This window comes from Azospirillum sp. NS33, assembly GCF_059703765.1.
On sequence record NZ_BAAKJB010000030.1, the window covers coordinates 46030 to 71837 of the forward strand.

Consider the following 25808-nt stretch of genomic DNA (forward strand, 5'->3'; position numbering starts at 1 on the left):
AGGCGAATGTCCCGGCATTCCTTCAAACACCGGTGATGGGGACGCATGGACCGCGGGCACGCGGATGGGCCGTCCCCGGCGTCACCCTTCCAACCAGGAGGCCATCCATGCCACTGTCCGTTTTGTCCCTGCCGGCGGAACCGCTCGAGTTCCAGATGTTCGTCATGGACGAACTGGCCGACGCGGCCGCGGCCGCGGGACGCGATGTCATCAAGCTCACCATCGGCATTTCCGAACTGCCCATCCCCGAGCGGGTTCAGTCGGTGTTCGAAAGCGGCCTTCGCAACCTCGATGTCACGCGGCTTGTCTATCCCCAGGGCCTGCCCGCACTGCGCAGCGCCATTGCCGAGCACTACAACACCCGCTATTCGGCGGGTTGCGCCCCTTCGCAGATCATCGTCAACGTCGGAACCTCGTCGATCTTTCGCAACATCTTCCAATTGACCTGCCGGCCGGGCCAGAAGATCCTTCTCCCCCGCCCCTATTATTGCCTTTATCTCCTGAGCGGCATGCTCGCCGGGGCGCGGATCGAGCATTACGACATCGATCCGGAGACGATGCGCCTCGACCTCACGTCCTTCGCCAAGGCCTACACACCGGAAGACACGGCGGTCGTCGTGCTGAACAGCCCGGGCAATCCCCTCGGCAACATCCTCGGCGAGGACGAGGTGGCGGCGATCAACGAGATCGTCGGCGGCCGCTCCTACATCGTCCATGACGAGATCTACAACAACGTGGTGTTCGACGGCACCTATCGCTGCCCGCTGGCCTATCTCGACCGGCATCGCGAGGTGCAGATCGTCACCAACAGCTTCTCCAAGGGCTTCCGGATGTACACCAAGCGGATCGGCTACGCGATCCTGCCGGACAGCCTGATCATGCCCATGCGGATCGTGCAGCAGCACACCCTGCTGACCAGCGACCCGGTGTCCCAGTTCGCCATGATCGAGGCCCTGAAGGACGAGGACAGCCCGCGGGAGCTGACCGCCCTCTACGCCGCCCGCGCCCGCTGCACGGTGGACCGGCTGGCCAACACCGGGTGCCGCCCGATCGAGCCGAAGGGCGGATTCTACGCCATGCTCGACTGCCGCGCCTGGATCGAGCGCCACGGCATGGCCGATTCCAAGGACCTCGCCCGCGACATCCTGGAACGGGTGAACGTCTCCACCGTCCCGGGAACCGATTTCGGCATGCCCGACGCCCTGCGCCTCAGCTTCTGCCAGAGCCGCTATGACGAGGCGATCGACCGGCTGCACGATTACTTCATCGGCTGACGCCGTCCGCTGCGTCATCGGCTGACGCCGTCCGCGGAAGAAGGGAGAACACGATGGCGATCTACGACGAGATCGGCGCCCACTACGACCTGATCTATCCCGAGACGGCCAAGCGCGTGCCGTTCGTGCGGGACACCCTGCGCGCCGTGGGTGCCAACGCCGTGCTGGAGCTGGGGACCGGAACCGGCCTCTATCTGAAGCCGCTGAAGGACGCGGGCTTCGACGCCGTGGGCATCGACGTCAGCACGGCCATGCTCGCCGCGGCGCGGGCCAAGGACCCGGACCTGCAACTGCACCAGCAGGACGCGACCCGCTTCACCCTGGACCGGCGCTTCGACGCCATCCTCGCCCTCAGTTCGTTCCTGGTGGTGCTGGACACGGAGGAGGCGTTCCGCCGGTGCCTGGCGCGCTGCGCCGAGCATCTGGAGCCGGGCGGACACCTGCTGGCCGAAATGCCCAACCACGAGGTGGAGATCGCCGACCTGAACCACCGCCAGGAGACGGTCACCACCCCGGACCAGGCCTTCACCGCGGTGATCCAGTACAGCCGCACCGCCACCCACTGGACCGAGGCATGGCACCTGTTCGAGGCGGCGAAGGACACCTTCCGCAACCGGACGGTCCATTGCTCGGAACGGCTCTACGACGTGGCGAAGACGCAGGAGACCTTCCGCGGCCTGGGGTTCACCCTGGTCGGCACGTGGGGCGACCTTCGCGGCGCCCCCCACGACCCCGCGACGTCGCCGCGCCATGTCTGGCTGTGGAGGAAGGGATGAGCGGTCCGGCGCGCGGAGGGCCGCCGCCGGACAGCGTCGGCCACGCCCGCGCCCATTACGACCGCGACCTGTCGGACCGGTTCTATCACCGGGTCTGGGCGGAGGACGACCTGCTCATCGGCGTCGGCATCTTCGCGGCCGCCGCCGACGGTTTGCAGACCGCCTGCCGCCGCACGGTCCGGACGCTGATGGACCGGCTGCCGGCGCCGGCGCCCGGCACGCCGCTTTCCATCCTGGACCTGGGCGCCGGCTACGGCGCCGCCGACCGCATCCTGGCGCGGGAGCTGGACTGCCGGGTGGTCGCCCTCAACCTCAGCGCCACCCAGAACGCGGAGCACCGCCGGCGCAACCGCCTGGCCGGGCTGGACGAGCGCATCCGCGTCCTGGAGGGCGACTTCCAGCGCCTGCCCGACGACCTCGGCCCGTTCGACGTGGTGTGGTCGCAGGACGCCTTCGTCCACGCCAGCGACCGCGCGGCCCTGTTCACCGGGATCGACCGGGTGCTGCGGCCCGGCGGCCGGCTGGTGTTCACCGACCTGCTGCGCGATCCCGGCGCGCCGGCGGATGCGCTGGAAGAGGTGCGGGCCCGCCTCGGCCTCGCCGGGATCGAAAGCGCCGACGGCTATCGCCGGCTGGCCGGGGACCAGGGGTGGCGCGTGGCGGCGGCAGAGGACCTCTCCCCCCACATTGCCGCCCACTACCGCCGCCTGCTGACAACCCTGGAGGCGCGCCGCCCGTCGCTCGGCGACGCCTTCTCCGCCGACGACCTCGACCGCATCGCCGCCGGCATCACCGTGTGGGTGACCGCGGCCGAACAGGGCCACCTGCGGTGGGGACTGTTCGACATGGAAAAGCCGGTGGGCGGCGCATCGTGAGATGACATGGACAGGGCCGTGGGCCGACCACCTCCCACCGCCCTTCCCAGGGCCACCCCCTACACCGGAACCACCGTCCGCTCCGGCTCCGCGACGGCTTCGTCATCCGGCCGGTAGCGCACGGTCCGGTGCGGCATGCCCAGCGGGATGCCGACCGCTTGCAACGACAGCTTCGCCCGGCGCCGGAACTCGCGGCCGACGGAGAAGTCCGCCTCCAGCACGTCCAGCATGACCAGGAAGGCCTGGGTGCCGGCCTTGTGGTCCAGCCGGTGGACGCCCCCCTTGACCGACGCGGACTTCAGGTTGGCGATCCCGTCGGCGGTCATGGTGGCGGCGACCTCCTTCAGCAGGGCCACCACCCGGTCGGCATCGGCGGAGAACGGCACCTCGAGGACGATGGTCACCCGCGACCATTCCTTGTTGTAGTTGCTGACGTAGCGGATCTGCCCGTTCGGGATGAAATGGAGCTGACCGTCCGTGTAGTCGCGGACCGTCGTCAGCCGCAGGCCGATGGATTCCACCTCGCCCATCAGCCCGTTGATGGTCACGTAGTCGCCGCGGTTCAGCTGGTTCTCCAGCAGCAGGAAGAAACCGGCGAAGACGTCGCGCATGATCGCCTGGGCACCGAAGGCCACCGCCAGGCCGAAGACACCGAAGGAGGCGATGATCGGCGTGACGTCGATGTTGACGACCTGGAGCATGTAGATCAACGCCAGCACGACGATCAGCGCGGTGATGGTCTTGTGGAAGATGCCGAACAGGGTGCGGGCGCGCTCCTCCCGCTCGCGCTGCTGGGCGGCGTCGAGCACCGCCCCGCCATCCTTGGTCCGCACCGGCCGCAGGAACATGCGCCGGCCGGCCCGGCGGCTGATCAGGATCAGAAGCACAGCGGCCACGGGGATGATCACCAGCGAGATGATCGATTCGAGGAAGCGGGATTGCAGCATCTCCTGCCGCTCCCGCTGCAGCAGGCCGATTTCCCCCACCTCCGCTCCGGGGATGGCTCCGGACAGGCGGTCGCCGCCGGCCACCAGCCCCTGCATCTCGCTGGGGGCGTAGCCGGCGAGGCGGAAGACCGTGCGTTGCAGCTCCGCCTTCGCGGTCTCCAGTTCGGCCACCACACTGCGGTACTGGCTGAGCCGGGTGTCCAGCGCGCCCAGCGGGGCGGCGTCGGCCTCGATGCGGCGCGACCAGTCGCGGTAGCCGGCCGCCGCCGCCCAATCGTCGCGCAGGCCGGCCACCAGGTCGCGGCGGGCGGCGTTGGCCGCGTCGCCGCCATCGGTGGGCAGCTTGGGCAGGGACTTGGGCGGGACGTCGACGCCGGTGCGGTCCTTCAGCCCGGCCAGCAGATCCGCCACCTTGGCGGGGTGGAGGACGGCCCGGACGCGCACACCCTCGACGTCGAGGCGGGTGTCGTTGTCGGTGGCCACCCGTGCCACCACGCCGTTGAGCGCGGTCATGGCCTCGCGCTGCCTCTCCGTCAGCTCGATGACCTTGCCGAGGTGCTGCTGGCGTTGCTCGACGTTGGCGATCCGGCGCTCCAGCACGATGAGGCGGGTGTAGTAACGCACCAGCAACTCGTCGATGGTGCCCGTTTCCTGGGAGCCGAAATAGGTGCCGAGGTCATGGTAGACGCCCTGGTCCTCGGCGATCCGCCGATTGATCTCGCGCTCCAGCATCCGCCGTTCCAGCTCGTCGAGCGTGTCGATGTTCTCGAACTGGGCGAACTGCTGGCGCAGGGCGACGTGCTCGGCAAAGGCCTCGGTCATGCCGGTCAGCAGCTCGGCCCACGACGACAGCGGCGTGATCAGATCCTCCTGCGGCACCGGGGCCATCATCGCCTCGCGCCGTTCGGTGACATCCCCCAGCGCGCGCCGCAGCTCGGTCACGCGGTCGGACAGCCCGGTCACCCGCTTGCGGTCCAGCCACGGCTTCAGCTCCTCGTCCGGCGGGGCGTCGGCCAGCGCACCTTCCGCCTGTCGCAGTTGCAGGGTGGTGGCGGCCCCCCAGGCACGCCGCGCCGCTTCCAGCGCCGCTTCGGTGGCCTCGACCTGCTCGCCCAGCCGCAACTCGTGGGCGGCCAGCGCCGTGGCCAGCGCGCCGCGCAGCTCCGTGTGCTCCTTGTGGTAGGTCAGGCGTCGGACGACCACCTGATCACGCAGCTCGCGGGTCCCCGCCAGCCAGCGCTCCACCAGGGGCTGCGCCTTGGCCGGCGCGGCCGGGGCCGGGGTCGCCGCAGCGGGCGCCGCCTCCACCGCCACCGCCGATTCCGCCGCCGGCGCGGCCACCGCCGTGACCGGGGCCGTGACCGGGGCCGTGACCGGGGCCAGGTCCGCGACCGGGGCCGCCGAACCGGGCGCCACGGCGCCGACCCCGGCGGCCGCGGCGGCGGGCGGGACCGCGGTGCCGTTGGCCGCGGCGGCCTGATCGGCGACCTCCAGCTCGTGGGTGCGGCGCCATTCCGTGAAGGCGTCCTCCTTCTCGGACATCGCCAGGGTCACCGGATCGTGGTGGCTGTCCAGCGCCTTGGTGGCGGCGTCGACGCCGCCCGCCGTCTCCTTCGCGGCGGCGGCCATCTCCTCCAGGCGGGACTCGTGCTCGCCGACCGCGGCGACGGCCGCACGAAAGGAGCCCGCCAACTGGTTCGGGGCCAGGGATTCCACGTCGGCGATGAAGGACGCCCAGCGCTCCTCCTGTTCCACGGTGCGGGTCTGGGTCGTCACGGCGGTCTCCGCCTCCTCCAGCGCGGCTTCCGCCGCTTTCCCCGCCTCGGCGAGCGCGGCGGCCCGCGCCTCCAGGGTGGCCTTGGCGGCGCGCAGCCGCTCCACCTCCCCCTGCAAGGCCCGGGTGAGCGACGGCAGGGTGCCCGCCGTGATCGCCTCGGGCAGCTCGACGGCGGGGACGGGGACGGGGGCGGGGGCGGGGGCCGGCGCGGCCGCGCCCTGTCCGTCCGTCCCCGGCCCTTCGTCGATGGCGGGGGGCGGCGCCTGAATGACCTCCGCCAGCACATCCAGCGCGACCCGCGCCGCCAGCAGGCTCTCCGCCGCCGCCAGGTCGCCGTTCAGCGCCGTCGCCAGGGTGGCGACCTCGCCGGTGAGCGCGGCGATCCCGGCCAGCCGCTGCTCCTGGAAGGCCTTGGCCGCGGTCGCCGCGGCCAGGCCGGCGCGTGCGCGCTGCAACGCGTCGACAGCGCGGCCATCGGTGGAGGGGGCGGCCGCTTCCGGCGGCGCCAGCGCCTCCAGGGCGGCCCGCCCCTCCTCCAGCGTGCCCAGGTCCGCGTCCAGGGCGGCCAACCGCTCGGTCAGTTGCGCCGACTGATCGGTCACCTCGGTCAGGCGCACGCCAAACAGGCTGATCAGGTCGGAGCGGCCGCGGGCGGCGAACTCGCCGCGCAGGGATTCCCGCTGGTTGGCGTCGCGCAGCCAGTCCTGCGCCACCTCCACGTCCCTGGCCGCCGCCGCAAGCTCCTGCTCCAGCGCGGTGCGCTCCTCCCGCGCCGCGCGGGCCATCACGGCGTCGCGCTCACCGGCGGCACGCCGCTCGGCGGCCGCGGCGGCGAGGACGACGGGATCATCGAGGTGCGGCAGCTCCCGCAGGCCGTCCGGCAGCTCCTCCGTCTTGAGGGTACCGGCGGTCCGACGCGCGGCCAGTTCGGTGAAGAGCGGCGCCAGAAGCGCCTCGCTCCCGGCCAGGATCTCGATCTCCTGGGCCAGCAGGAGGACGGCCTCGCGGTGCTGGTTGGCCAGGGTCTCCCGGCTGTTGGCGATGGCGATCCGCTGCTCCAGCCCTTTGACGACGGCCTGCCAGCCGTCGATCAGGTCCTGGGCCCCCGCCGGGTCGGTGGGCTGCACGGACATGTCCGGCCGTTCCGGCATGGCGAAGGCCTGCCGTTCCACCGCCTGCACCTGAAGGTCCTTCTCGATCGGCTCGATGCGTTCCGCCAGGTCTCGGCGCGTGGCCAGGATCGCCATCCGCGCCGCCAGCGCCGCCTCCACCCGCTCGACCAGCGCCTTCGCCGACAGGGCCGAGAGCGACTGTGCCGCGGCCGAGGCCGCGGCCGGGGCGGGCTCGGCGGCCACGGTGTGGGTGGGGGTGGGGGTGGCGGCACCGGCCGGCAACACCGTTCCCGAGACAAGGCCGAGGGCGGCAAGCGCCAGGATCAGGGTTGCCGCGACGCGCCGCATGAACGGATGGTGCACCGTCGAGTCCTCCGTGTTCCCCCGGCCGCACGGTGATCCCGACGGCACTTTCGGGATGTTCGAAGGGTAGGACGGATCATCGCCCCTGTCACCCCAAAGGACCGCAGCCGCGCAACCGCAGCGGATTGCGCCCCTGGACTGCAACAAAAGATTTTTCGACTTGGCGCCGGCTCCACTCTACAGGGCAGGACACGCGGAACCCGGCGAATCACCGGGGTGACTCCGCGGAGGCGGGGGGTATCTTTGACCATTCAGCCGAGGCGACCGAAGCAGCGTTCCAGCCGCCGCAGCCCGGCGTCGGACAGCGCGACGGCCATCGTGCTGTCCGGGATCAATATCCCACGTCTCAGGGACACACGGGTCTATGCCCCCTGGTCCCCGTCCAGCTCCTGCAGCTCCGCCAGAATCTCCTCCATCCGGGTGAGGCGCTGGCGCGCCGCCGGGCCGATCTCACGGGCCACCAGGGTCGCCAGATGGCCGAGAACGGCGATCGCCGGGGCCAGGCTGTCGAAGATGCCGGTGGAGTGCACCTCCACCGTCACCGTCCAGGTCGCCAGCTTTCCCAGCGCCACGGCGTGGCGGTCGCACACCAGCAGGGTCGGCATCTCCAGGCGCTGCGCCAGCTCCAGCAGGCGGCGCACCCGCGGCACGCGCCGGCGCAGGCCGATCACCACCAGCACGTCGCCGGCGCGCGCCCCCGACAGCGTCTCCCCCAGGGTCTGGCCGGCCGCCGGCAGCAGCAGCACGCCCGGCCGGAGCTGCACCAGGAGCTGGCGGAAATAGGCGGCCAGATAGTAGCTGTTGCGGAACCCCGCGACACAGACCTGCCCGGCCTCCGCCAGAGCGCGGGCGATGGCCTGCACCTCGTCGGGCCGCAGCGCCTCCACGGTGCGGGTCAGATTGACGACCTCGCGCTCCAGCAGGCGCGTCAGATGGGTGTCGGGCAGCGCCCCGGCCTGGTCGAGCGGCGCCGCCCCGCTGCCGCCGCCGCGCACCTCGCGCCGCAGCTCCGCGAAATCCTCGTAGCCCAGACGCTGGAACAGCCGCGTCGCCGCCGCCTTCGACACGCCGGCCCGCCGCGCCAGTTCGGTCGCCGAGTAGCTCGACACCCGTTCGTTCAGGTCCAGCAGCAGGTCCGCCAGCTTGCGCTCGTTGGGCGGCAGCCGGCCGTAGTGCTCCCGGATACGGGCGACCAGCCCGGTCGGTTGCTCGTCGCTCACGCCACCCCTCCATGCCGACGGTACATTCGTTTCATTCTATCACCACCATCGAAACTCGTGTTTCATTTTTCATTGACAGGCGCCGCCGCCCCGGCCGATCATCGGGGACAACGCGACGGCAACCGACAGCGGAGCCGGGTACCATGTCCTCCTCGACCGCTCCATGGGCAGACCGCGCCGGGCGCCTCGGCGCCGGGTTGAACCGCATCGTCGAGTGGGCCTGCGCCGCTCTGGTGGTCGTGCTGGTGCTGGACGTCTGGCTGGGCGTTCTGGCCCGCTACGCGCTGCCCGTCCACCTGACCTTCACCGAGGAGCTGGCCCGCTACCTGATGATCTGGGCGGCGCTGCTGGCGGTGTCGTGCGGCATCCACCGGCGCGAGCACATCGGCATGCTGTTCGTGTTCGAGCGCCTGCCCGCCGCGGCGCGGCGCGGCCTGCTGCTGGCCCTGGACACCGCCGCCTTCGCCTTCTTCTTCCTGCTGTTCTGGTACGGGCTCGGCTTCACCGCGGCCGGGGCCAGGCAGTTCTCCATGATCTTCGGGATGAGCAAGGCGCTGCCCTACGCCGCCGTGCCGGCCACCGCCGGGCTGGCGTGCATCCAGGTGGCGCTGGCGGCGGTGCGCGACCAGCACCGCCTGGCCGGCCGCCCCCTCGACACCCCCCTGGAGGCCTGACCCATGACGCTGGTCGCCGTCGCCTTCTTCGGCCTCATGCTGGTCGGCATGCCGATCGGCTACGTGCTGGGCATCGCCGGGGTGGTCGGCATGCTGCAGATCGGCGGCGAGCAGTTCGTCTCCATGGCGCCGCGCCGCTTCTTCGCCGGGCTCGACCTCTTCCCCTTTCTGGCGATGCCGTTCTTCATCCTGGCCGGCGAGATCATGAACCGCTCCGGCATCACCCAGCGCCTGGTGGAATTCGCCGACACCCTGGTGGGCTACCTGCGCGGCGGCATGGCGCACTCCAACATGGTGGCGTCGGTGCTGTTCGCCGGCATCACCGGGGCCGCCACCGCCGACGCCGCGGCGTTCGGCAACACGCTGGTGCCGGCGATGGTGAAGAACGGCTACACCCGGCCCTTCGCCTGCGCCGTCACCGCCGCCGGCTCGATCATCGGGCCGACCATCCCGCCGTCCAACCTGATGGTGATCTACGGCTCGCTGATGGGGGTGTCGATCGCCGGCCTGTTCGCCGCCGGCATCCTGCCCGGCCTGCTGATCTGCCTGGTCTGCATGGCGGTGATCGCCGCCCTGGGGCGCCGGCTGAACCTGCCCAAGTCCGACCGCCGGCCCAGCCTGCGGGTGATCCTGCACGCCTTCCGCGGCAGCCTGGCCGCGATGGTGATGCCGCTGATCATCCTGGGCGGCATCCTCGGTGGCATCGTCACCCCGACCGAGGCCGCCTCGATCGCCGTCTTCTACGCCCTGGTGGTGGGCGCGCTGGTCTATCGCACCATCGGGCTGGCCGACCTGCTGGACATGTGCATCCGCACGGCGCGGATCACGGGCGTGATCTTCCTGATCATCGCCTCGGCCTCGATCCTCGGCTGGTGGATGACCTTCGAGAAGATCCCCCAGCTCATCGCCGCCTCGGTGCTGTCGATCTCCAGCGACCCCAACGCCGTCATCGGCATGATCCTGCTGCTGCTGCTGGTGATCGGCCTGTTCATGGACATCAACGCGGCGCTGATCATCCTCGCCCCGGTGTTGGCGCCGCTGACCCTCTCGATCGGCATGGACCCGGTGCACGCCGGCATCATGATCGTGCTGGCCCTCAACATCTCGCTGATGACGCCGCCGGTGGGGGCCTGCCTGTTCGTGCTCGCCTCGGTCACCGGCGAGCGGGTGGAGGCGATCTCGAGGTCGCTCGCCCCCTTCATCGTCGCCGAGGTGACGATCCTCATCCTGATCGCCTTCTGGAGCGACCTCACCCTGTTCCTGCCGCGCCTGCTGGCCGGCTGATCCAGCCCCTTGAAAGGAGTGCCCGAGATGACGTTGATCCGCCGCCTCTCCACCGCCGCCGCGGCGCTCGCCATCGCCGCCGGCGTCGGCCTGTCGCCGGCCCTGGCGGCGACCACGCTGAAGCTCGGCCACCTCAACCCGGCCGACCCGACCCAGAGCCATTCCGGCGCCATGGCGGCCGTCTTCAAGGCGCTGGTGGAATCCGGCACCAACGGCGCGGTCACCGTCGACCTGTTCTCCGACGGCCAGCTCGGCAAGGACGACGAGGTGATCCAGCAGGTGCGCGACGGCGTGATCCAGGCCAGCATCTCCTCGGCCGGCGGCGTCGCCGCCCACTACCCGCTGGTCGGCGTGTTCGACGTGCCCTTCGCCTTCCCCAACATCGCCGTCGCCCACGAGGTGATGGACCTCGACAACCCGTTCGGCCGGAAATTCGCCGCGGATCTCGAGGCCAAGACCGGGCTGAAGGTCATCGGCCTGCTCGACAGCGGCGGCTTCTTCGCCATCTCCAACTCCAAGCGGCCGATCACCTCGGTCCAGGACATGGCGGACCTGCGCATCCGCACCATGACCCTGCCGACCCACGAGGCGATCATCACGTCGCTGGGCGGCCGGCCGACCCCGCTGCCCTGGGCCGAGGTCTACACCGCCCTGCAGACCGGCGTCGCCGACGGCCAGATGAACCCGATCCCGATCATCGCCTTCGCCAAGTTCGACGAGGTGCAGAAGTACCTGACCATCACCAACCACATCATCACCCCCTATGTCTGGGTGATGAACACGGAGTTCTACGCGGGCCTGACGCCGGAGCAGCAGAGCGTCATCGACTACGCCGCGGCGGCGGCGGTGGACGCCGGGCGTGGCATCTCCCGCATCATCGAGGCGTCGGAGCGCGGCCTGCCCCACCTCGCCCAGAAGATGGAGGTGAACGCCCTGCCGGCGGCCGAGCGCAAGGCCTTCGCCGAGGCCGCCCAGCCCGCCGTCCGGTCGCTGATCGTCGAGAAGTTCGGCGCCGAGGGCGAGGACATGTTGAACGCCCTGATGGCCGCCATCGACACGGCCGGCCAGTAGCCCGCCCCCCTCTCCCCGCCACGGGGAGAGGGCCCTTCCCGCCCCCGCAGCCCACGAGACCATGCCCACCCTCCCCCCCCTTCCCGGCCTGCGCCTGTTCGCCAACCCGGCGGCCCGCGCCGGCCTGCCCTACGGGCCGCAGCAGAGCGCCATCCTGTCGCCCGAGGGGCTGGCGGCGGCGCGCACCGAGATCACCGGCTGGCCCGGCCACGCGCCGACCCCGCTGGTCGGGCTGCCCGGCCTGGCCGCCGCCGCCGGGCTCGGCGCCATCCACTACAAGGACGAGTCCGGCCGCTTCGGGCTGGGCAGCTTCAAGGCGCTGGGCGGGGCCTACGCGGTGCGGCGCCTGCTGCAGGCCGAGCCCGGCCGCGACCCGGCCGAGATCACCGTGTGCTGCGCCACCGACGGCAACCACGGCCGGTCCGTCGCCTGGGGGGCACAGCAGTTCGGCTGCCGCTGCGTCATCTTCGTCCACGCCACGGTCAGCGAGGGCCGCTGCGCCGCCATCGCCCGCTACGGCGCCGAGGTGGTGCGCACCCCCGGCACCTACGACGACAGCGTGCGCGCCGCGGCCGAGGCGGCGGCGGCGAACGGCTGGACCGTGGTCTCCGACACCTCCTACGCCGGCTACCGGGCGATCCCGCGCGACGTCATGCAGGGCTACACCCTGATGGCCGAGGAGGCGCTGGACGCGATGGCCGGGCCGCCCACCCACGTGTTCGTCCAGGGCGGCGTCGGCGGCCTCGCCGCCGCGGTGTGCGCCCAGCTCTGGCAGCGATTCGGGGCCGACCGCCCCCTGTTCGCCGTGGTCGAGCCGGAGCGCGCCGACTGCCTGTTCCGCAGCGCCGTCGCCGGCCACCGCGTCGCCGCCCCCGGCGACCTCGACACGCTGATGGCGGGGCTGGCCTGCGGCGAGGTGTCGGAACTGGCCTGGGAGATCCTGCAGCCGGGCGCCCCGGTGTTCGCCACGGTGCGCGACGCCGCGGCGGTGGCGGTGATGCGCCTGCTGGCCCAGGGCGTGGGCGGCGACCCGCCGCTGGTGGCCGGCGAATCCGCGGTAGCCGGCCTGGCCGCGGCGCTGGCCGGCGCCGCCCAGGCCGCGGCCCGCGAGACCCTGGAGCTGGGGCCGCGGTCGCGGGTGCTGGTGTTCGGCACCGAGGGCGACACCGACCCCGACCTGTACGAGCGCCTGGTCGGCCGGCCCGCGGCGGCGGTGCGGGGGACGGCATGACGGCCGCGGCGATCAACGGCGCCCGCCTGCTGGACCGCCTCGCCCGGCTGGCGGAGATCGGCGCGATCGCCGGGGGCGGGTGCTGCCGGCTGGCGCTGAGCGACGAGGACCGCCGCGGCCGCGACCTGGTGGCCGGCTGGATGCGCGCCCTGGGCCTCGCCGTGACCGTCGACGCCATCGGCAACGTGGTGGGCGTGCGCCGGGGGCGGCGCGATGGACCGCCGGTGATGACCGGCTCCCACATCGACACGGTGGCGACCGGCGGCCGCTACGACGGCTGCCTGGGCGTGCTGGCGGGGCTGGAAGTCATGCAATCCCTGGACGAGGCCGGAATCGAAACGGACCGGCCCTTGGCCGTCGCGGTCTTCACCAACGAGGAGGGAGCCCGTTTCGCTCCCGATATGATGGGCAGTGCGGTTCATCAAGGCAGCCTGCCCCTGGCCACGGCGCTGGATGTGGTGGGAATCGACGGCGTGCGGGTCGGCGACGCGCTGGCCGCCATCGGCTACGCCGGGCCGACCCCGGTCGGCACGGTGACGCCGGCCGCCTTCGTCGAGCTGCACATCGAGCAGGGGCCGGTGCTCGACCGCGAGGGCATCGCCATCGGCGCCGTCACCGGGGTGCAGGGCATCTCCTGGACCGAGGTCACGGTGGACGGCGTCTCCAACCACGCCGGCACCACCCCCATGGAGCTGCGCCACGACGCCGGCTACGTCGCGGCGGCGCTGGCGGTGGAGGCGCGCGCCATCGCCACGGCGCTGGGGCCGCCCCAGGTGGCCACGGTGGGGGCGCTGACCCTGGCGCCGAACCTGGTCAACGTGGTGGCGCGCCGCGCCGTCCTCACCGTCGACCTGCGCAACACGGACGACACCGTGCTGCGCCGCGCCGAGGCGATGCTGGGGGACGCCATCGAGCGGCTCCAGGCCGAGGAAGGGGTGCGAATCACCACTCGGAGCCTTGCTCGTTTTGCTCCCGTACCGTTTTCCGAGCCGGTCGTCGCCCGGGTCGAGGCGGCGGCACGGGGCCTCGGCCTGGCGGTGCGCCGCCTGCCCAGCGGGGCCGGCCACGACGCCCAGATGATGGCCCCCAACGCGCCGACCGGGATGATCTTCGTGCCGTCCGTGAACGGCATCAGCCACAACGTCGCCGAACACACCGACCCCGCCCATCTCGAGGCCGGGGCCAACGTGCTGCTGCGGGTCCTGCTGGACCTCGCCGGGCGACCCGCAGGATGTTCCGTATGAGCAACGACACCCGGCCCGTCGCGCCCCGCATCGTCACCGTGGCGGCCGCCCAACTCGGCCCCATCGCCCGCGCCGCGCCGCGCGCCGCCGTGGTGGACCGGCTGATCGCCCTGATGCGCCGCGCCCACGCCCGCGGCGCCGGGCTGGTGGTCTATCCGGAGCTGGCGCTGACCACCTTCTTTCCCCGCTGGTTCATGGCCGACCAGGCGGAGGTCGACGCCTTCTTCGAGACGGCGATGCCCGGCCCCGACACCCGCCCCCTGTTCGAGGAGGCGGCACGGCTCGGCATCGGCTTCTACCTCGGCTACGCCGAGAAGGTGGTCGAGGGCGGCCGGACCCGGCGTTTCAACGCATCGGTGCTGGTGGACGGCGGCGGGCGCAGCGTCGGCACCTACCGCAAGGTCCACCTGCCCGGCCACCCCGAGCACGAGCCCTGGCGCCCCTTCCAGCACCTGGAGAAGCGCTATTTCGAGCCCGGCGAGGGCGGGTTCCCGGTGTGGGACGCCTTCGGCGGCCGGGTCGGCATGTGCCTGTGCAACGACCGCCGCTGGCCGGAGACCTTCCGGGTGATGGGGCTGCAGGGGGTGGAGCTGGTGCTGCTGGGCTACAACACGCCCATGCACTACCCCCCGGTGCCCGACCACGACCACCTCCAGGGCTTCCACAACCACCTCAGCCTGCAGGCCGGCGCCTACCAGAACGGCACCTGGGTGGTGGGCGTGGCCAAGGCCGGGCGGGAGGAGGGCTGCGACCTGCTGGGGCAGAGCTGCATCGTCGCCCCCACCGGCGAGATCGTCGCCCAGTGCACCACCCTGGGGGACGAGGTCGTGGTGCACGACGTGGACCTGGCGCGCTGCGACGAGATCAAGCGTCACATCTTCAACTTCGCCCTGCACCGGCGCCCCGACCAGTACGGCGGGCTGGTGTAGGCCCCCGGCGCCGGCGCCGGGGGCCCTGGCCGAGCCTCCGGCGCTAGACCGGGGCCTCCCCCGGGTGCGCCGCCCCCGGGTGCGCCCCCGGGTGCGCCGTGGCCGGCGGCGGCGCGCCGTGGCGCGTGGCACGGCGGTCGCGGGTCAGCAGGCGGAAGAACAGGGGCACGAAGAAGATGGCCAGGAAGGTCGCCGCCAGCATGCCGCCGATGACGCCGGTGCCGATCGAGTGGCGGCTGCCCGCCCCGGCGCCGGAGCTGATGGCCAGCGGCACGCAGCCCAGGATGAAGGCCAGCGAGGTCATGACGATGGGGCGGAAGCGCAGGCGCGCCGCGTCCATCGCCGCGTCGTAGACGCTCAACCCCTCGCGGTGGCGCTGCACCGCGAACTCCACGATCAGGATGGCGTTCTTGGCGGCCAGCCCGATCAGCGTCACCAGGCCGATCTGGAAATAGGTGTCGTTCTGCAGGCCGCGCAGCCAGATCGCCAGCACCGCCCCGAACACCGCGAACGGCACCGCCGTCACCACGGCGATGGGCAGCGACCAGCGCTCGTACTGGGCGGCCAGGATCAGGAACACCATGATGATGCCGAAGACGAAGGCCTGGGCGGCCGTGCCCTGGGTCGACTGCTCCTGGAAGGCGGAGCCGATGAAGCCGACCGAGAAGGTCTCCGGCAGCACCTCCGCCGCCGCGGCGCGGATGGCGTCGAGCGCCTGGCCGGAGCTGTAGCCGGGCGCCGGGCTTCCCATCACCTTGGCGGCCGGGAAGACGTTGAAGCGCTCCATGAGGTCGGGGCCGATGGTCCGCTCCACCGACACCAGGCTGTCCAGCGGGATCATCTCGCCGCCGTTGGACCGCACGAAGACATGGCGCAGGTCGTCGGGTTTCTCGCGGAACTCCGGCTCCGACTGCAGGTTGACCCGGTAGGCCCGGCCGAACAGGGTGAAGTCGTTGACGTAGAGGCTGCCGAAGCTGCTCTGCATGGTGTCGAAGATGACGTTCAGCGGCACATCCAGCGCCTTGACCTTGTCGCGGTCCACCGTCACCCGGTACTGGGGCACGGCGGTGGAGAAGGTGGTGCGCACGCCGGCCAGTTCCGGCCGCTTGGCCGCCGCCTGGACCAGCGCGTTGGTCGCCTGCATCAGCGCCTCGGCGCCGCCGTCGCCGCGGTTCTGGACGTAGAGCTCGAAGCCGCCGGTGGTGCTCATGCCGGTGATCGGCGGCGGGTTGAACGACAGCACCATGGCGTCCTTGATGTCGGCCGACATGCCCATGAAGGTGCCGGTGAGCGCCCGGGCGTCCAGCTCCGGCGCCGTCCGCTCCGACCAGTCCTTTAAGGTCACGAAGGACACGCCGGCGCTGGTCTTGTTCGACATGGAGAGCAGGTCGAAGCCGGCGAAGGTCACCACGTCGGCGACGGCGGGGTGGGCCATCAGGCGTTCGTTGATGCGGTCGGTCACCGCCTCGGTGCGGCTGAGCGCGGCGGCCGGCGGCAGGATCGGCATCATGAAGACGTAGCCCTGGTCCTCCTCGGGGGCGAGCGCCCCGGGCACCCGCTGGAACAGCACCGCCGTGGCGCCGAGCAGCACCGCGAAGAGGGTGAGGCTGAGCACGGCGCGGCGGGTGAAGAAGCTCACACCGCGCAGATAGCCGCGGGTGGCCGCGTCGAACCAGCGGTTGAAGACGCGGAAGGGCGCCACCGGCTCGCCATGGCCGGGCTTGAGGATCAGCGCGCACAGCGCCGGTGTCAGGGTCAGGGCGACGATCCCGGAGATCACCACGGACACCGCGATGGTGATGGCGAACTGCTTGTACATCTGGCCGGCCAGGCCACCCATGAAGCCCACCGGCACGAACACCGCGCACAGCACGAGCACGATGGCGATGACCGGGCCGCTCACCTCCTCCATGGCCTCGAACGCGGCGTCGCGGGGCGACAGCTTGTCCTTGGTCATGATGCGCTCGACGTTCTCCAGCACGACGATGGCGTCGTCGACGACGATGCCGATCGCCAGCACCATGCCGAACAGGGTCAGGAGATTGATCGAGAAGCCCAGCAGGTACATGCCGGCGAAGGTGCCGATCAGCGAGACCGGCACGGCCAGCAGAGGGATCAGGGTCGCCCGCCAGTTCTGCAGGAACAGGAAGACCACGGCGACGACCAGGATCAGCGCCTCGACGAAGGTGTGGATCACCTCGTCGATGGAGACCTGGACGAACTTGGTGGTGTCGAAGGGGATGGAGTAGGCGATCCCCTCCGGAAAGCGCTTCGACAGCTCGGCCATGCGGGTGCGCACGGCCTCCGCGGTGGCGAGCGCGTTGGCGCCGGGCTGGAGGTAGACGCCGATGGCCACCGCCGGGCTGCCGTTGTAGGTGGCGACGAAGTTGTAGTCCTGCGCCCCCAGCTCGACGCGGGCCACGTCCTTGAGGCGCAGCGCGGCGCCGTCGGGATCGGCGCGCAGGATGATGTCGCCGAACTCCGCCGCGTCCAGCAGGCGGCCCGGCGTGGTGACGCTGTAGGTGAAGGTCTGTGGCGTCGCCATCGGCTCCTGGCCGAAGCGGCCGGCGGCGAACTGGGAGTTCTGCTCGCGCACCGCGGCGGCGACGTCGCTGGGGGTCAGGTCGAACTGGGCCAGCTTGTCCGGCCGCAGCCAGATGCGCATGGAGTAGTCCTTGGCCCCGAACAGCGAGGCGTCGCCCACGCCGGCCGTGCGCTTGAGGTCGTCGATGACGTTGAGGAGCGCGTAGTTGGACACGTAGACCGGGTCGTAGCGGCTGTCCGGCGACGCCATGGTGACGACCTGGAGGATGGAGGTGGAGCGCTTGCGCACCGTCACCCCCTGGCGGCGCACCTCCTCGGGCAGGCGGGCCAGCGCCGCCTGCACCCGGTTGTTGACGTCGATGGTGGCCTGGTCGGGGTCGGTGCCGATCTCGAAGGTCACGTTGACCGAGACGGTGCCCGACGACGAGGCGCTGGAGCGCATGTAGAGCATGCGGTCGACGCCGTTGATCTGCTGCTCCAGCGGCGCCGCGACGGTCTCGGCGATGACCTCGGCGTTGGCGCCGGGATAGGTGGCGGACACCACCACCTCCGGCGGCACGATCTCCGGGTACTGGGAGATCGGCAGGGCGCGCATGGCCACGAGGCCCGCCAGCACGATGACGACCGACAGCACGGTGGCGAACACCGGCCGGTCGATGAAGAAGCGGGAGATCATCGCGCGGCCTCCGTCCCGGCGGTGTCGGCGCCGGCTTCCGCCGCGGCCAGCGCCGGCGCCACGGCGCGCACCGGCGCCCCGGGCCGCACCTTGATGACGCCCTCCGTCACCACCCGTTCCCCCGGCGCCAGGCCGGACGAGACGACGAAGGCCTGGCCGACGCTGCGGCCCAGCTCGATCGGCCGGACCTGGGGCGTCACCGTGCCCTCGCCGGGGACGACGTAGACGAACGGCCCCTGCGGCCCCTGCATCACCGCCATCTGCGGCACCGTGACGGCGCCCACCAGGGTCATGCCCTTGACCCGGGCGCGCACGAACTGGCCCGGCAGCAGCGTCCCCTTTCCGTTGGGCACCACCGCGCGGGCCTGGATGGTTCCGGTCCGCGGGTCGACGGTGCGGTCGGTGTAGTCGAGCCGCCCCGATCCCAGCACGGTTCCCGTCACGGTGACCACGTCGACCGGCAGGTCGCCGTCGCGCGGCAGCGCGATGGCGCCGCTCTCCACGGCGCCGCGGTAGATGGCGGCCTCGGCGTCGGGGATGGCGAAATTGACGTACACGGGGTCGAGCTGGGTGATGGTGGTCAGCAGGCTGTCGCCGGTGGCGGTGCCGATCAGGCTGCCCTCCGACACCGCCTCGCGCCCGGTCACCCCGTCGATGGGCGCCTTCACCTCGGTGTAGGCGAGATCGATGCGGGCCGCCTTCACCTCCGACTCGGCCACCGCCACGCTGGCGCGCGCCAGGTCGAGGGCGGACAGCGCCTCGTCGTGCTCGCGCCCGCTGACGGTGCCGCGGTCGTAGAGGGGCTCGATGCGCTTCCAGCTGCGCTCGGCCTGGAGCAGGCGGGCCTGCTCCTCGCGCAGCCCCGCCTCGGCGCGGGTGAGCGCGACGCGGTAGGGCTCCGGGTCGAGGCGGAACAGGACGCTGCCCTGGGTGACCGTGTCGCCCTCGGTGTAGGTGCGTTCCAGGAGGATGCCGCCGACGCGGGCCCGCACCTCGATCTCGCGCGAGCCGGTGACCCGGCCGGCGTACTCGAAGGCCAGGGGCACGTCGCGGGCGGCGACCGCCGCCACCGTGACCTCGGGGGGGGGCGGCGCCTGCTGGGCCTGGGCCGGCGGAGCCGCCTCCTCGCAGGCGGCCAGCGCCAGGGCACCCGCCATCAACGCGGCTGCGAGGAGTCGTGACGGGTGCCGGATGGCGGAAACGGTCATGGTCACATCCAATGAGTCTTGTGCAGCGCACACCAACGCCGCTATATACAGACATTCGTGAATGTATGTAAAGAGCGGACGCAGAGCCGCCGCCGGAGGAACGCACGCATGGTGAGGCGAACCAAGGAGGAGGCGGAACAGACCCGCAACGCCATCCTCGACGCCGCGGAGGAGCGGTTCCACGAGCGCGGCGTCGCCCGCACCTCGCTGGAGGAGATCGCCCGCGCCGCCGGGGTGACCCGGGGGGCGGTCTACTGGCACTTCAAGGACAAGGTGGCGCTGTTCGAGGCGATGCAGGGGCGCGCCCGGCTGCCCCACGCCGACGTGCTGGAGTGTCTTCTGACGTCCCAGGACGGCACCTCCATGGACCGCCTGTGCGAGACCCTGAACGACGTCCTTCTGGTGATGGCGACCGACCTGCGGCGCCGCCGCGTCTTCGGCATCCTCCATCACCGCTGCGAGTTCGTGGAGGACATGGGGACGGTGGCAAAGCGCAAGCAGGACCACATCGACCAGATGATCGAGCGGGCCACCCGCTTCTTCGAGCGCGCCGCCCAGAAGGGGGCGCTGGCCGCCCCCTGGACGCCGGCGGCGGCGTCGCTCGCCATGCACGCCCTGCTGATGGGCCTGCTCGACCGCATGCTGCAAAGCGCCGACCCCGAGGCCGGCGTGCCGCCGGCCCAGGCCTGCATGACCGCCTTCTTGCGGTCGCTGACGCCCCCTCCGGCCGGCGGACCCGGGTGATCCGTCCCCGGAGGGGAGGTCAGTTCGAGAGCCGTGGCCCCGGCTGCGCCATGGTGGTCAACGTGCCGAGGATGCGGTCGGCGGTCGCACCGGCCGCACAGAGCCCGTTTGCCACCTCGGCGAAATCGACGAGATCATGATGCCGGGCGTCGACCGCCCGTTCCAGGGGAACAAGCCAGGCGGCATGGCCCCGTTGGGCCAGACCCTGGAAGTAGAGTTCCTGGGACGGGAACGGCACGTTCGTTTCCCGCGGGTCGCCAATCATGAACACCTTGCGGCGGGGATCATGGGGGATCCGGTCCAGTGATTCCGACGGATCGAACCGCGTCAGCGTATCGCCGGGCTTCAGAAGGCCCCGCGCTTCGAGATAGGCCCGGTACGCGGCGGCACCCGATGAGATCACCGCACACCGCAGGTCGTCCCGGCGGGCCAGCAGTTCGGCCACGAGGGTGCCGCCCCCGCTGTGACCTCCCAGGGCCCAGGACCGGATGCCATACCGCCTCTTGATGCCGTCCAGGGCCGCGTCGACCAGCCGCGCCTCGACCGGGCGCCCTCGCGTCGTGTGGTGCTTCCCGGCGCTTCCATAGGTCCCCGGACGCCCAAGGAAGATCGATGGAACGCCGAAACGTGCCGCCAGCCGGCGTTCCAGGTCCACCATCTCGGCGGGGCCGAACCCTTTCTGCCGCTTGTCGGCGTTGTTCCCGCGCGGACCCAGCACATCCCCGTTCAGCCAGACCGCGACGATCGCGTTCGGGCCGGGCGCCGCGGTGAGGCCAGCCGCATAGTAGCGCAGGCACGAGGCCCGCCCGTCCGCCTCCACCCATATGGCGGTGTCCTTCGCCTCCAGCGCGGCGCAATCCGCGCGGCCGATCCGGATGCCGCTGACGACGGCGGCCGGATCGAAGTGTTCGCGTTCGGGAACCGACTGCCCCAGCGCCGGACATGCCAGCGTCAGCGCCATCCACAGCGCCGCCACCGGCATGCGGGAACCGCCGCAGCGGCGGGCCAGCGCGTGGCCGAGGCGGTGTTCAGGACGGTTCGTCATGGCTGGAGCCCCCCGGGGTGCGGCGTCGGTTCAGCGGGCGAGCCTATCCCGCCGGCCCGGCCCACACCACCCCGGAGGCCCCGTTCGGCGCACGGGCCGCCGGCTCCCGACGGACGGCGTTGCGAAGCCGTCGCGAACCCGACAAAACCCGGCCCATGTCGGAATTCCGACACGGGTGCGGCGACCCGACGCACGTGTGCAGCACCTGGGATTGTTCGGGTATTTCAATCGATTGGGCGCGATCTCCGAGATGGCACGTTGCTTGCTAAAACCTGGGTCGAGGCCCAGCACGCAAAGCCAGCAGGAGACCGGGATGCACATCGTCGTCTGTATCAAGCAGGTGCCCGACAGCGCCCAGATCCGGATCCACCCGGTGACCAACACCATCATGCGCCAGGGTGTGCCGGCGATCATCAACCCCTACGACCTGTTCTCGCTGGAAGAGGCGCTGCGGATCAAGGACAGGACCGGCGCCACGGTGACCATGCTGACCATGGGGCCGCCGATGGCCGAGGCGTCGCTGCGCAAGGCGCTGTCCTTCGGCGCCGACCGGGCGGTGCTGCTGACCGACCGCAAGTTCGCCGGCTCCGACACGCTGGCCACCTCCTACGCGCTGGCCTCGGCGATCCGCAAGCTGTCGGAGGACGAGCCCGTCGACATGGTGTTCTGCGGCAAGCAGACCGTGGACGGCGACACCGCCCAGGTCGGCCCCGGCATCGCCACCCGGCTGGGGCTTCAGCAGCTCACCTACATCTCCGCCATTGAGGACCTTGACCTGGACAAGGGCGAGATCACCGTGCAGCGCCGCTCCGAAGGCGGCGTCCAGGTGCTGAAGACCCGGCTGCCGGTGATGGTCACCATGCTGGAGGGCACCAACGCCATCCGCTTCGGCACCATGGACGACCTGTTCCGCGCCGCCCGCACCGAGATCCGGGTGTGGACCAAGGACGACTGCGTCGAGGACGAGACCAAGGTCGGGCTCAAGGGCTCGCCCACCGTGGTGTCCAAGGTGTTCGTGCCCAAGCCGCGCGCCGAGCGCGCCCGGTTCATCGAGGCGGAGGGCGACGACCCGGCCGGCCTCGCGGCCGCCGCGGTGGAGGCGATCTTCGCGGTCCAGCCCAAACTGGCCGGCGACCTGCTGCGGACCGCCGCCGCCAGCCCCTGACCGCCCCACCCCCGCCCCCATCCGCGTGAGAGAGAAGCCATGAGCGAAGCCGCACCGAGCAAGCCGCAGGGCCGCCGCTTCCAGCTGCCCGAGCACCTGAAGGTCTACACGGGCGTTTGGGTCATCGTCGAGCAGGAGCGCGGCGCCGCCCACTCCGTGTCGTGGGAGTTGGTGGGCGAGGCCCGCAAGCTCGCCGACAAGCTGGGCGTGGAGGTCGGCGCCGTCGTCCTGGGCGCCGACAGCCCGGACCTCAACCGCATCTGCGGCGAGGCCTTCGGCTACGGCGCCGACCTGGTCTACAAGGTCACCCATCCCGTGCTGGCCGACTACCGCACCGATCCCTACGCCAAGGTGATGACCGAGGTCGTCAACACCTACAAGCCGGAGATCGTGCTGCTGGGCGCCACCACGCTGGGCCGCGACCTCGCCGGCGCCATCGCCACCACGCTGACCACCGGCCTCACCGCCGACTGCACCGAGCTGGACATCTACACCGAGAACCGCAGCCTGGCGGCGACCCGTCCGACCTTCGGCGGCACCTTGCTGTGCACCATCCAGACCCTGGCCTACCGCCCGCAGATGGCCACGGTGCGGCCCCGCGTCATGGCGATGCCCGAGCGCGACGAGGGCCGGGTCGGCCGGGTCGTCGAGGTCACCCCGGCCCTGACGGAGGACGCGTTCGTCACCAAGGTGCTGAGCTTCATCCCCGACAGCGCGCGCACCGAGGCCCAGCTCGCCTTCGCCGACATCATCGTCGCCGCCGGCAAGGGGCTGCAGAAGGCCGAGAACATGTCCCTGGTGTGGGATCTGGCCCGGGTGCTGGGCGCCGAGGTCGGCGTCTCCCGCCCGCTGGTCCAGGCCGGGTGGGTCGGCAACGACCGCCAGGTCGGGCAGACCGGCAAGACGGTGCGCCCGAAGCTCTACATCGCCGCCGGCATCTCCGGCGCCATCCAGCACCGGGTCGGCATGGAGAAGGCCGACCTGATCCTGGCCATCAACACCGATCCCAACGCGCCCATCTTCGACTTCGCCCACCAGGGCATCGTCGGCGATGCCCTGAAGATCCTGCCCGCCCTGACCGCCGCCTTTTCGCAGCGGCTTTCGGTCAACCGGCTGGCGAGCTGACGGACGAGGAGGTCCAAAACGACATGGTCGAGAAGTTCGACGCCATCGTCATCGGCGCCGGCCCGTCCGGCAACGCGGCGACCTACACCCTGGCCAAGGCGGGGCTCAGCGTGCTCCAGCTCGAGCGCGGCGAGTACCCCGGCGCCAAGAACGTTCAGGGCGGCATCATGTACGCCTCGGAGTTGGAGAAGATCATCCCCGACTTCCGCGACGACTGCCCCACCGAGCGGCACATCATCGAGCAACGGATCTGGTTGCTCGGCGACGACAGCTACATCGGCACCAACTACCGCTCGGACGCCTTCAACAGCGACGCGCCCAACCGCTACACCATCATCCGCGCCAACATCGACAAGTGGTTCGCCGAGCGCATCCGCAAGGCCGGCGGCCTGCAGATCTGCGAGACCACGGTGACGGAGCTGCTGCGCGACCCGTCGGGCAAGGTCTGCGGCGTGAAGACCGACCGGGTCGGCGGCGAGATCCACGCCGACGTGGTGGTCATGGCCGACGGCGTGAACGCCCTGCTGGCCAAGCGCTCCGGCTTCCACCGGGAGGTGGCGCCGCAGAACGTGGCGCTGGCGGTCAAGGAGATCCTGTTCATCGACCCCGAGCTGATCGAGCAGCGCTTCGGCCTCAAGGACGAGGAGGGCGTGGTCATCGAGATCATGGGCAAGGTGACCAAGGGCATGGTCGGCACCGCGTTCCTCTACACCAACAAGGAATCGCTGACGATCGGCATCGGCTGCCTGATCTCCGACTTCAAGACCGCCGGCGTCGCGCCCTACACGCTGCTGGAGGACCTGAAGACCCACCCCGTGATCAAGCCGCTGATCGAGGGGGCGGAGATGAAGGAGTACGCCGCCCACATGATCCCCGAAGGCGGCTACAACGCGGTGCCGCAGCTGCATGGCGACGGCTGGATGGCGGTGGGCGACGCCGCCCACTTCAACAACGCCGCGCACCGCGAGGGCTCCAACCTCGCCATGGCCTCCGGGCGCATGGCGGCGGAGACGATCATGGAGCTGAAAGCCGCTGGCAAGCCCATGACCGCCGCCAACCTCGCCGTCTACAAGAAGAAGCTGGACGCCTCGTTCGTCATGAAGGACCTGAAGAAATACCGGGACCTTCCCGACATCATGCACACCAACAAGCAGTTCTTCGGCGCCTATCCCGATCTTCTCAACGGCGCCGCCCACAACCTGTTCACCGTGGACAGCGTCGACAAGCTGACCAAGGAGAAGGAAATCATGCGCTCCTTCGTCAAGAAGCGCTCCTTCTTCGGTCTGATGGGCGACGCGATCAAGCTGGCGAGGGCCTTCCGATGAGCCACATGACGATCAAGGTCGAAGACAAGCTCTACCAGAACCGTTACATCGTCGACGAGAGCCGGCCGCACATCCGCATCAAGGTCGCGGAGGCCTGCCAGACCTGCGCGACGCAGCCCTGCACCTGGTGCTGCCCGGCCGCCTGCTACACCAAGACCGACGACGGCATGGTGAACCTGGCGACCGACGGCTGCCTGGAATGCGGCACCTGCCGGGTGGTGTGCCAGGACAAGGGCAACATCGCCTGGGACTACCCCCGCGGCGGCTACGGGATCTCCTACAAGTTCGGCTGACCGCCCCGGCGGCCCCTCCCTCCGGCGGACGCCCCTCCCTGCCCGCCGCGCCTCGGCCCCTTTCCCCCTGCCCGGGGAAAGGGGCCATCTTCCTGCGGGATCAGCCGCGCGGACCGACCAGGGCGACCATCGCGCCCTGGGGATCCATGCACTGCAGGATCCAGGCACCGCCCGGCACCTCCTGCGGCCCCATCAGGACCTGCCCGCCGCCGGCGCGCACCCGCTCCGCCGCCGCGTCGATGCCGGCGACCTGGACGTAGTAGAGCCAGGCCGGCACCGGCATCGGCTCGGGCTTGGTCATCATGCCGCCCCGCATGGCGTCGCCCCAGCCGAAGATCTGGTAGATCCCCATCGGCCCCATGTCGAGGCCCTCCCCCTTGGTCCAGCCGTACAGGCCGGAGTAGAAGGCGAAGGCCGCCTCCCGGTCGGCGGCGTAGAGCTCGTGCCAGGCCACGTGGCCCGGCGTGCAGGGCGCCGCGGTCGGCAAAGGCTCTCCGGACAGCGTGATGAGCGCGAACACCGCGCCGCCGGGATCGGCGACCACGGCGAAGCGGCCGACCTGGGGAATGTCGACCGGCGCGTGGTGCACCACGCCGCCGCGTTCGACCGCCGCCGCCGCCGCCGCATCCACGTCGTCCACCGCGACGTAGCCCAGCCAGTGCGGCGGCACCCCGCCGGCGCGCAGGTCTTCCGGCAGGGCCATGACGCCGCCGAGCGGGATCTCGCCGGCGTGGAGGATGGTGTAGTCCATCCCCGGCATGCCGGAGTCGACGCCGCGCCAGCCGGCGACGTCCCCGTAGAAGGCCAGGGCGGCCGCGGGATCGGTGGTCAGCAGTTCGTACCAGACGAACCGGCCGTGGGACTCGGACATGGAATGCCTCCGCCTGTCTTGGATGGGGGTGTCGA

Annotated in this window: 20 protein-coding genes; 14 read left to right on the forward strand and 6 right to left on the reverse strand. The window is 71.2% G+C overall.

All coding sequences use genetic code 11. From position 1 onward, the window contains the following. Nucleotides 1–107 precede the first annotated feature (107 nt). From AC6H2I_RS22940 to AC6H2I_RS22950, 3 genes are read left to right on the forward strand one after another with little or no spacing between them, the layout of a single operon-like run. Entirely contained in the window at nucleotides 108–1274 is a 1167-nt protein-coding gene (locus AC6H2I_RS22940; RefSeq protein WP_497503074.1) for a pyridoxal phosphate-dependent aminotransferase, read from the forward strand. Nucleotides 1275–1327: 53 nt separating this feature from the next. Next, a complete protein-coding gene (locus AC6H2I_RS22945; protein ID WP_497503075.1) occupies nucleotides 1328–2050 on the forward strand; it encodes a class I SAM-dependent DNA methyltransferase in 723 nt (240 codons plus the stop codon). Further along, nucleotides 2047–2925: a methyltransferase domain-containing protein gene (locus AC6H2I_RS22950; RefSeq protein ID WP_497503076.1), complete on the forward strand. Its 879-nt coding sequence runs from the start codon at nucleotides 2047–2049 to the stop codon at nucleotides 2923–2925. The genes AC6H2I_RS22945 and AC6H2I_RS22950 overlap by 4 nt, the downstream gene beginning before the upstream one ends. Nucleotides 2926–2984: 59 nt before the next feature. Here AC6H2I_RS22950 and AC6H2I_RS22955 read toward each other — a convergent pair whose 3' ends face one another. Beyond that, complete coding sequence (locus AC6H2I_RS22955) at nucleotides 2985–7124, reverse strand: mechanosensitive ion channel domain-containing protein (RefSeq protein ID WP_497503077.1); 4140 nt, start codon at nucleotides 7122–7124, stop codon at nucleotides 2985–2987. A gap of 362 nt (nucleotides 7125–7486) precedes the next feature. Further along, the gene (locus AC6H2I_RS22960) at nucleotides 7487–8344 is read right to left on the reverse strand and encodes a MurR/RpiR family transcriptional regulator (protein ID WP_497503078.1); all 858 of its coding nucleotides are present in this window, start codon (nucleotides 8342–8344) and stop codon (nucleotides 7487–7489) included. A gap of 143 nt (nucleotides 8345–8487) precedes the next feature. Here AC6H2I_RS22960 and AC6H2I_RS22965 point away from each other — a divergent pair, with 143 nt between their 5' ends. From AC6H2I_RS22965 to AC6H2I_RS22990, 6 genes are all read left to right on the forward strand, one after another. Then, nucleotides 8488–9018, forward strand: coding sequence for a TRAP transporter small permease (locus tag AC6H2I_RS22965; RefSeq protein WP_497503079.1), 531 nt, complete (start codon nucleotides 8488–8490; stop codon nucleotides 9016–9018). A gap of 3 nt (nucleotides 9019–9021) precedes the next feature. After that, nucleotides 9022–10302 carry a TRAP transporter large permease gene (locus AC6H2I_RS22970; protein WP_497503080.1) on the forward strand — a complete coding sequence of 427 codons (1281 nt, stop codon included), beginning with the start codon at nucleotides 9022–9024 and terminating at the stop codon, nucleotides 10300–10302. A 27-nt stretch (nucleotides 10303–10329) separates the two neighbouring features. Beyond that, a complete protein-coding gene (locus tag AC6H2I_RS22975; RefSeq protein WP_497503081.1) occupies nucleotides 10330–11373 on the forward strand; it encodes a TRAP transporter substrate-binding protein in 1044 nt (347 codons plus the stop codon). Between the two features lie 61 nt (nucleotides 11374–11434). Further along, nucleotides 11435–12604: a diaminopropionate ammonia-lyase gene (locus tag AC6H2I_RS22980; protein ID WP_497503082.1), complete on the forward strand. Its 1170-nt coding sequence runs from the start codon at nucleotides 11435–11437 to the stop codon at nucleotides 12602–12604. After that, the gene (locus tag AC6H2I_RS22985; RefSeq protein ID WP_497503083.1) at nucleotides 12601–13848 is read left to right on the forward strand and encodes a M20 family metallo-hydrolase; all 1248 of its coding nucleotides are present in this window, start codon (nucleotides 12601–12603) and stop codon (nucleotides 13846–13848) included. Before AC6H2I_RS22980 ends, AC6H2I_RS22985 begins: the two co-directional genes overlap by 4 nt. After that, a complete protein-coding gene (locus AC6H2I_RS22990) occupies nucleotides 13845–14777 on the forward strand; it encodes an N-carbamoyl-D-amino-acid hydrolase (protein WP_497503084.1) in 933 nt (310 codons plus the stop codon). Before AC6H2I_RS22985 ends, AC6H2I_RS22990 begins: the two co-directional genes overlap by 4 nt. Nucleotides 14778–14820: 43 nt before the next feature. Here AC6H2I_RS22990 and AC6H2I_RS22995 read toward each other — a convergent pair whose 3' ends face one another. Together AC6H2I_RS22995 and AC6H2I_RS23000 are read right to left on the reverse strand one after the other, a co-directional pair. Continuing rightward, nucleotides 14821–17997, reverse strand: coding sequence for an efflux RND transporter permease subunit (locus tag AC6H2I_RS22995; RefSeq protein ID WP_497503085.1), 3177 nt, complete (start codon nucleotides 17995–17997; stop codon nucleotides 14821–14823). Further along, a complete protein-coding gene (locus tag AC6H2I_RS23000) occupies nucleotides 17994–19205 on the reverse strand; it encodes an efflux RND transporter periplasmic adaptor subunit (protein ID WP_497503086.1) in 1212 nt (403 codons plus the stop codon). Before AC6H2I_RS23000 ends, AC6H2I_RS22995 begins: the two co-directional genes overlap by 4 nt. A 108-nt stretch (nucleotides 19206–19313) precedes the next feature. Here AC6H2I_RS23000 and AC6H2I_RS23005 point away from each other — a divergent pair, with 108 nt between their 5' ends. Beyond that, complete coding sequence (locus AC6H2I_RS23005; protein ID WP_497503087.1) at nucleotides 19314–19949, forward strand: TetR family transcriptional regulator; 636 nt, start codon at nucleotides 19314–19316, stop codon at nucleotides 19947–19949. 19 nt (nucleotides 19950–19968) lie between these two features. On the opposite strand, the gene AC6H2I_RS23010 is transcribed toward AC6H2I_RS23005, so the two are convergent. Then, nucleotides 19969–20994 carry an alpha/beta hydrolase family protein gene (locus AC6H2I_RS23010; protein ID WP_497503088.1) on the reverse strand — a complete coding sequence of 342 codons (1026 nt, stop codon included), beginning with the start codon at nucleotides 20992–20994 and terminating at the stop codon, nucleotides 19969–19971. 313 nt (nucleotides 20995–21307) lie between these two features. On the opposite strand from AC6H2I_RS23010, the gene AC6H2I_RS23015 reads away from it, so the two are divergent. The 4 genes from AC6H2I_RS23015 to AC6H2I_RS23030 are packed head-to-tail and all read left to right on the forward strand — an operon-like array spanning nucleotide 21308 to nucleotide 24902. After that, nucleotides 21308–22159, forward strand: coding sequence for an electron transfer flavoprotein subunit beta/FixA family protein (locus AC6H2I_RS23015; RefSeq protein ID WP_497503089.1), 852 nt, complete (start codon nucleotides 21308–21310; stop codon nucleotides 22157–22159). Nucleotides 22160–22198: 39 nt separating this feature from the next. Next, the gene (locus AC6H2I_RS23020) at nucleotides 22199–23284 is read left to right on the forward strand and encodes an electron transfer flavoprotein subunit alpha/FixB family protein (RefSeq protein ID WP_497503090.1); all 1086 of its coding nucleotides are present in this window, start codon (nucleotides 22199–22201) and stop codon (nucleotides 23282–23284) included. Nucleotides 23285–23307: 23 nt separating this feature from the next. Then, nucleotides 23308–24609, forward strand: coding sequence for an FAD-dependent monooxygenase (locus AC6H2I_RS23025; protein ID WP_497503091.1), 1302 nt, complete (start codon nucleotides 23308–23310; stop codon nucleotides 24607–24609). Continuing rightward, nucleotides 24606–24902 carry a ferredoxin family protein gene (locus tag AC6H2I_RS23030; RefSeq protein WP_497503092.1) on the forward strand — a complete coding sequence of 99 codons (297 nt, stop codon included), beginning with the start codon at nucleotides 24606–24608 and terminating at the stop codon, nucleotides 24900–24902. The genes AC6H2I_RS23025 and AC6H2I_RS23030 overlap by 4 nt, the downstream gene beginning before the upstream one ends. 100 nt (nucleotides 24903–25002) lie before the next feature. On the opposite strand, the gene AC6H2I_RS23035 is transcribed toward AC6H2I_RS23030, so the two are convergent. Beyond that, complete coding sequence (locus AC6H2I_RS23035; RefSeq protein WP_497503093.1) at nucleotides 25003–25773, reverse strand: VOC family protein; 771 nt, start codon at nucleotides 25771–25773, stop codon at nucleotides 25003–25005. Nucleotides 25774–25808: the final 35 nt, after the last annotated feature.

What these genes read in the sequence shown, in the direction of transcription:
- AC6H2I_RS22985 (WP_497503083.1), top strand. Translation starts at nt 12,601, where the DNA reads ATGACGGCCGCGGCGATCAACGGCGCCCGCCTGCTGGACCGCCTCGCC.
- AC6H2I_RS22995 (WP_497503085.1), bottom strand. Translation starts at nt 17,997, where the DNA reads ATGATCTCCCGCTTCTTCATCGACCGGCCGGTGTTCGCCACCGTGCTG.
- AC6H2I_RS23005 (WP_497503087.1), top strand. Translation starts at nt 19,314, where the DNA reads ATGGTGAGGCGAACCAAGGAGGAGGCGGAACAGACCCGCAACGCCATC.
- AC6H2I_RS23000 (WP_497503086.1), bottom strand. Translation starts at nt 19,205, where the DNA reads ATGACCGTTTCCGCCATCCGGCACCCGTCACGACTCCTCGCAGCCGCG.
- AC6H2I_RS23030 (WP_497503092.1), top strand. Translation starts at nt 24,606, where the DNA reads ATGAGCCACATGACGATCAAGGTCGAAGACAAGCTCTACCAGAACCGT.
- AC6H2I_RS23010 (WP_497503088.1), bottom strand. Translation starts at nt 20,994, where the DNA reads ATGACGAACCGTCCTGAACACCGCCTCGGCCACGCGCTGGCCCGCCGC.
- AC6H2I_RS22970 (WP_497503080.1), top strand. Translation starts at nt 9,022, where the DNA reads ATGACGCTGGTCGCCGTCGCCTTCTTCGGCCTCATGCTGGTCGGCATG.
- AC6H2I_RS22975 (WP_497503081.1), top strand. Translation starts at nt 10,330, where the DNA reads ATGACGTTGATCCGCCGCCTCTCCACCGCCGCCGCGGCGCTCGCCATC.
- AC6H2I_RS22965 (WP_497503079.1), top strand. Translation starts at nt 8,488, where the DNA reads ATGTCCTCCTCGACCGCTCCATGGGCAGACCGCGCCGGGCGCCTCGGC.
- AC6H2I_RS22990 (WP_497503084.1), top strand. Translation starts at nt 13,845, where the DNA reads ATGAGCAACGACACCCGGCCCGTCGCGCCCCGCATCGTCACCGTGGCG.
- AC6H2I_RS22980 (WP_497503082.1), top strand. Translation starts at nt 11,435, where the DNA reads ATGCCCACCCTCCCCCCCCTTCCCGGCCTGCGCCTGTTCGCCAACCCG.
- AC6H2I_RS23025 (WP_497503091.1), top strand. Translation starts at nt 23,308, where the DNA reads ATGGTCGAGAAGTTCGACGCCATCGTCATCGGCGCCGGCCCGTCCGGC.
- AC6H2I_RS23015 (WP_497503089.1), top strand. Translation starts at nt 21,308, where the DNA reads ATGCACATCGTCGTCTGTATCAAGCAGGTGCCCGACAGCGCCCAGATC.
- AC6H2I_RS22950 (WP_497503076.1), top strand. Translation starts at nt 2,047, where the DNA reads ATGAGCGGTCCGGCGCGCGGAGGGCCGCCGCCGGACAGCGTCGGCCAC.
- AC6H2I_RS23020 (WP_497503090.1), top strand. Translation starts at nt 22,199, where the DNA reads ATGAGCGAAGCCGCACCGAGCAAGCCGCAGGGCCGCCGCTTCCAGCTG.
- AC6H2I_RS22940 (WP_497503074.1), top strand. Translation starts at nt 108, where the DNA reads ATGCCACTGTCCGTTTTGTCCCTGCCGGCGGAACCGCTCGAGTTCCAG.
- AC6H2I_RS22945 (WP_497503075.1), top strand. Translation starts at nt 1,328, where the DNA reads ATGGCGATCTACGACGAGATCGGCGCCCACTACGACCTGATCTATCCC.
- AC6H2I_RS23035 (WP_497503093.1), bottom strand. Translation starts at nt 25,773, where the DNA reads ATGTCCGAGTCCCACGGCCGGTTCGTCTGGTACGAACTGCTGACCACC.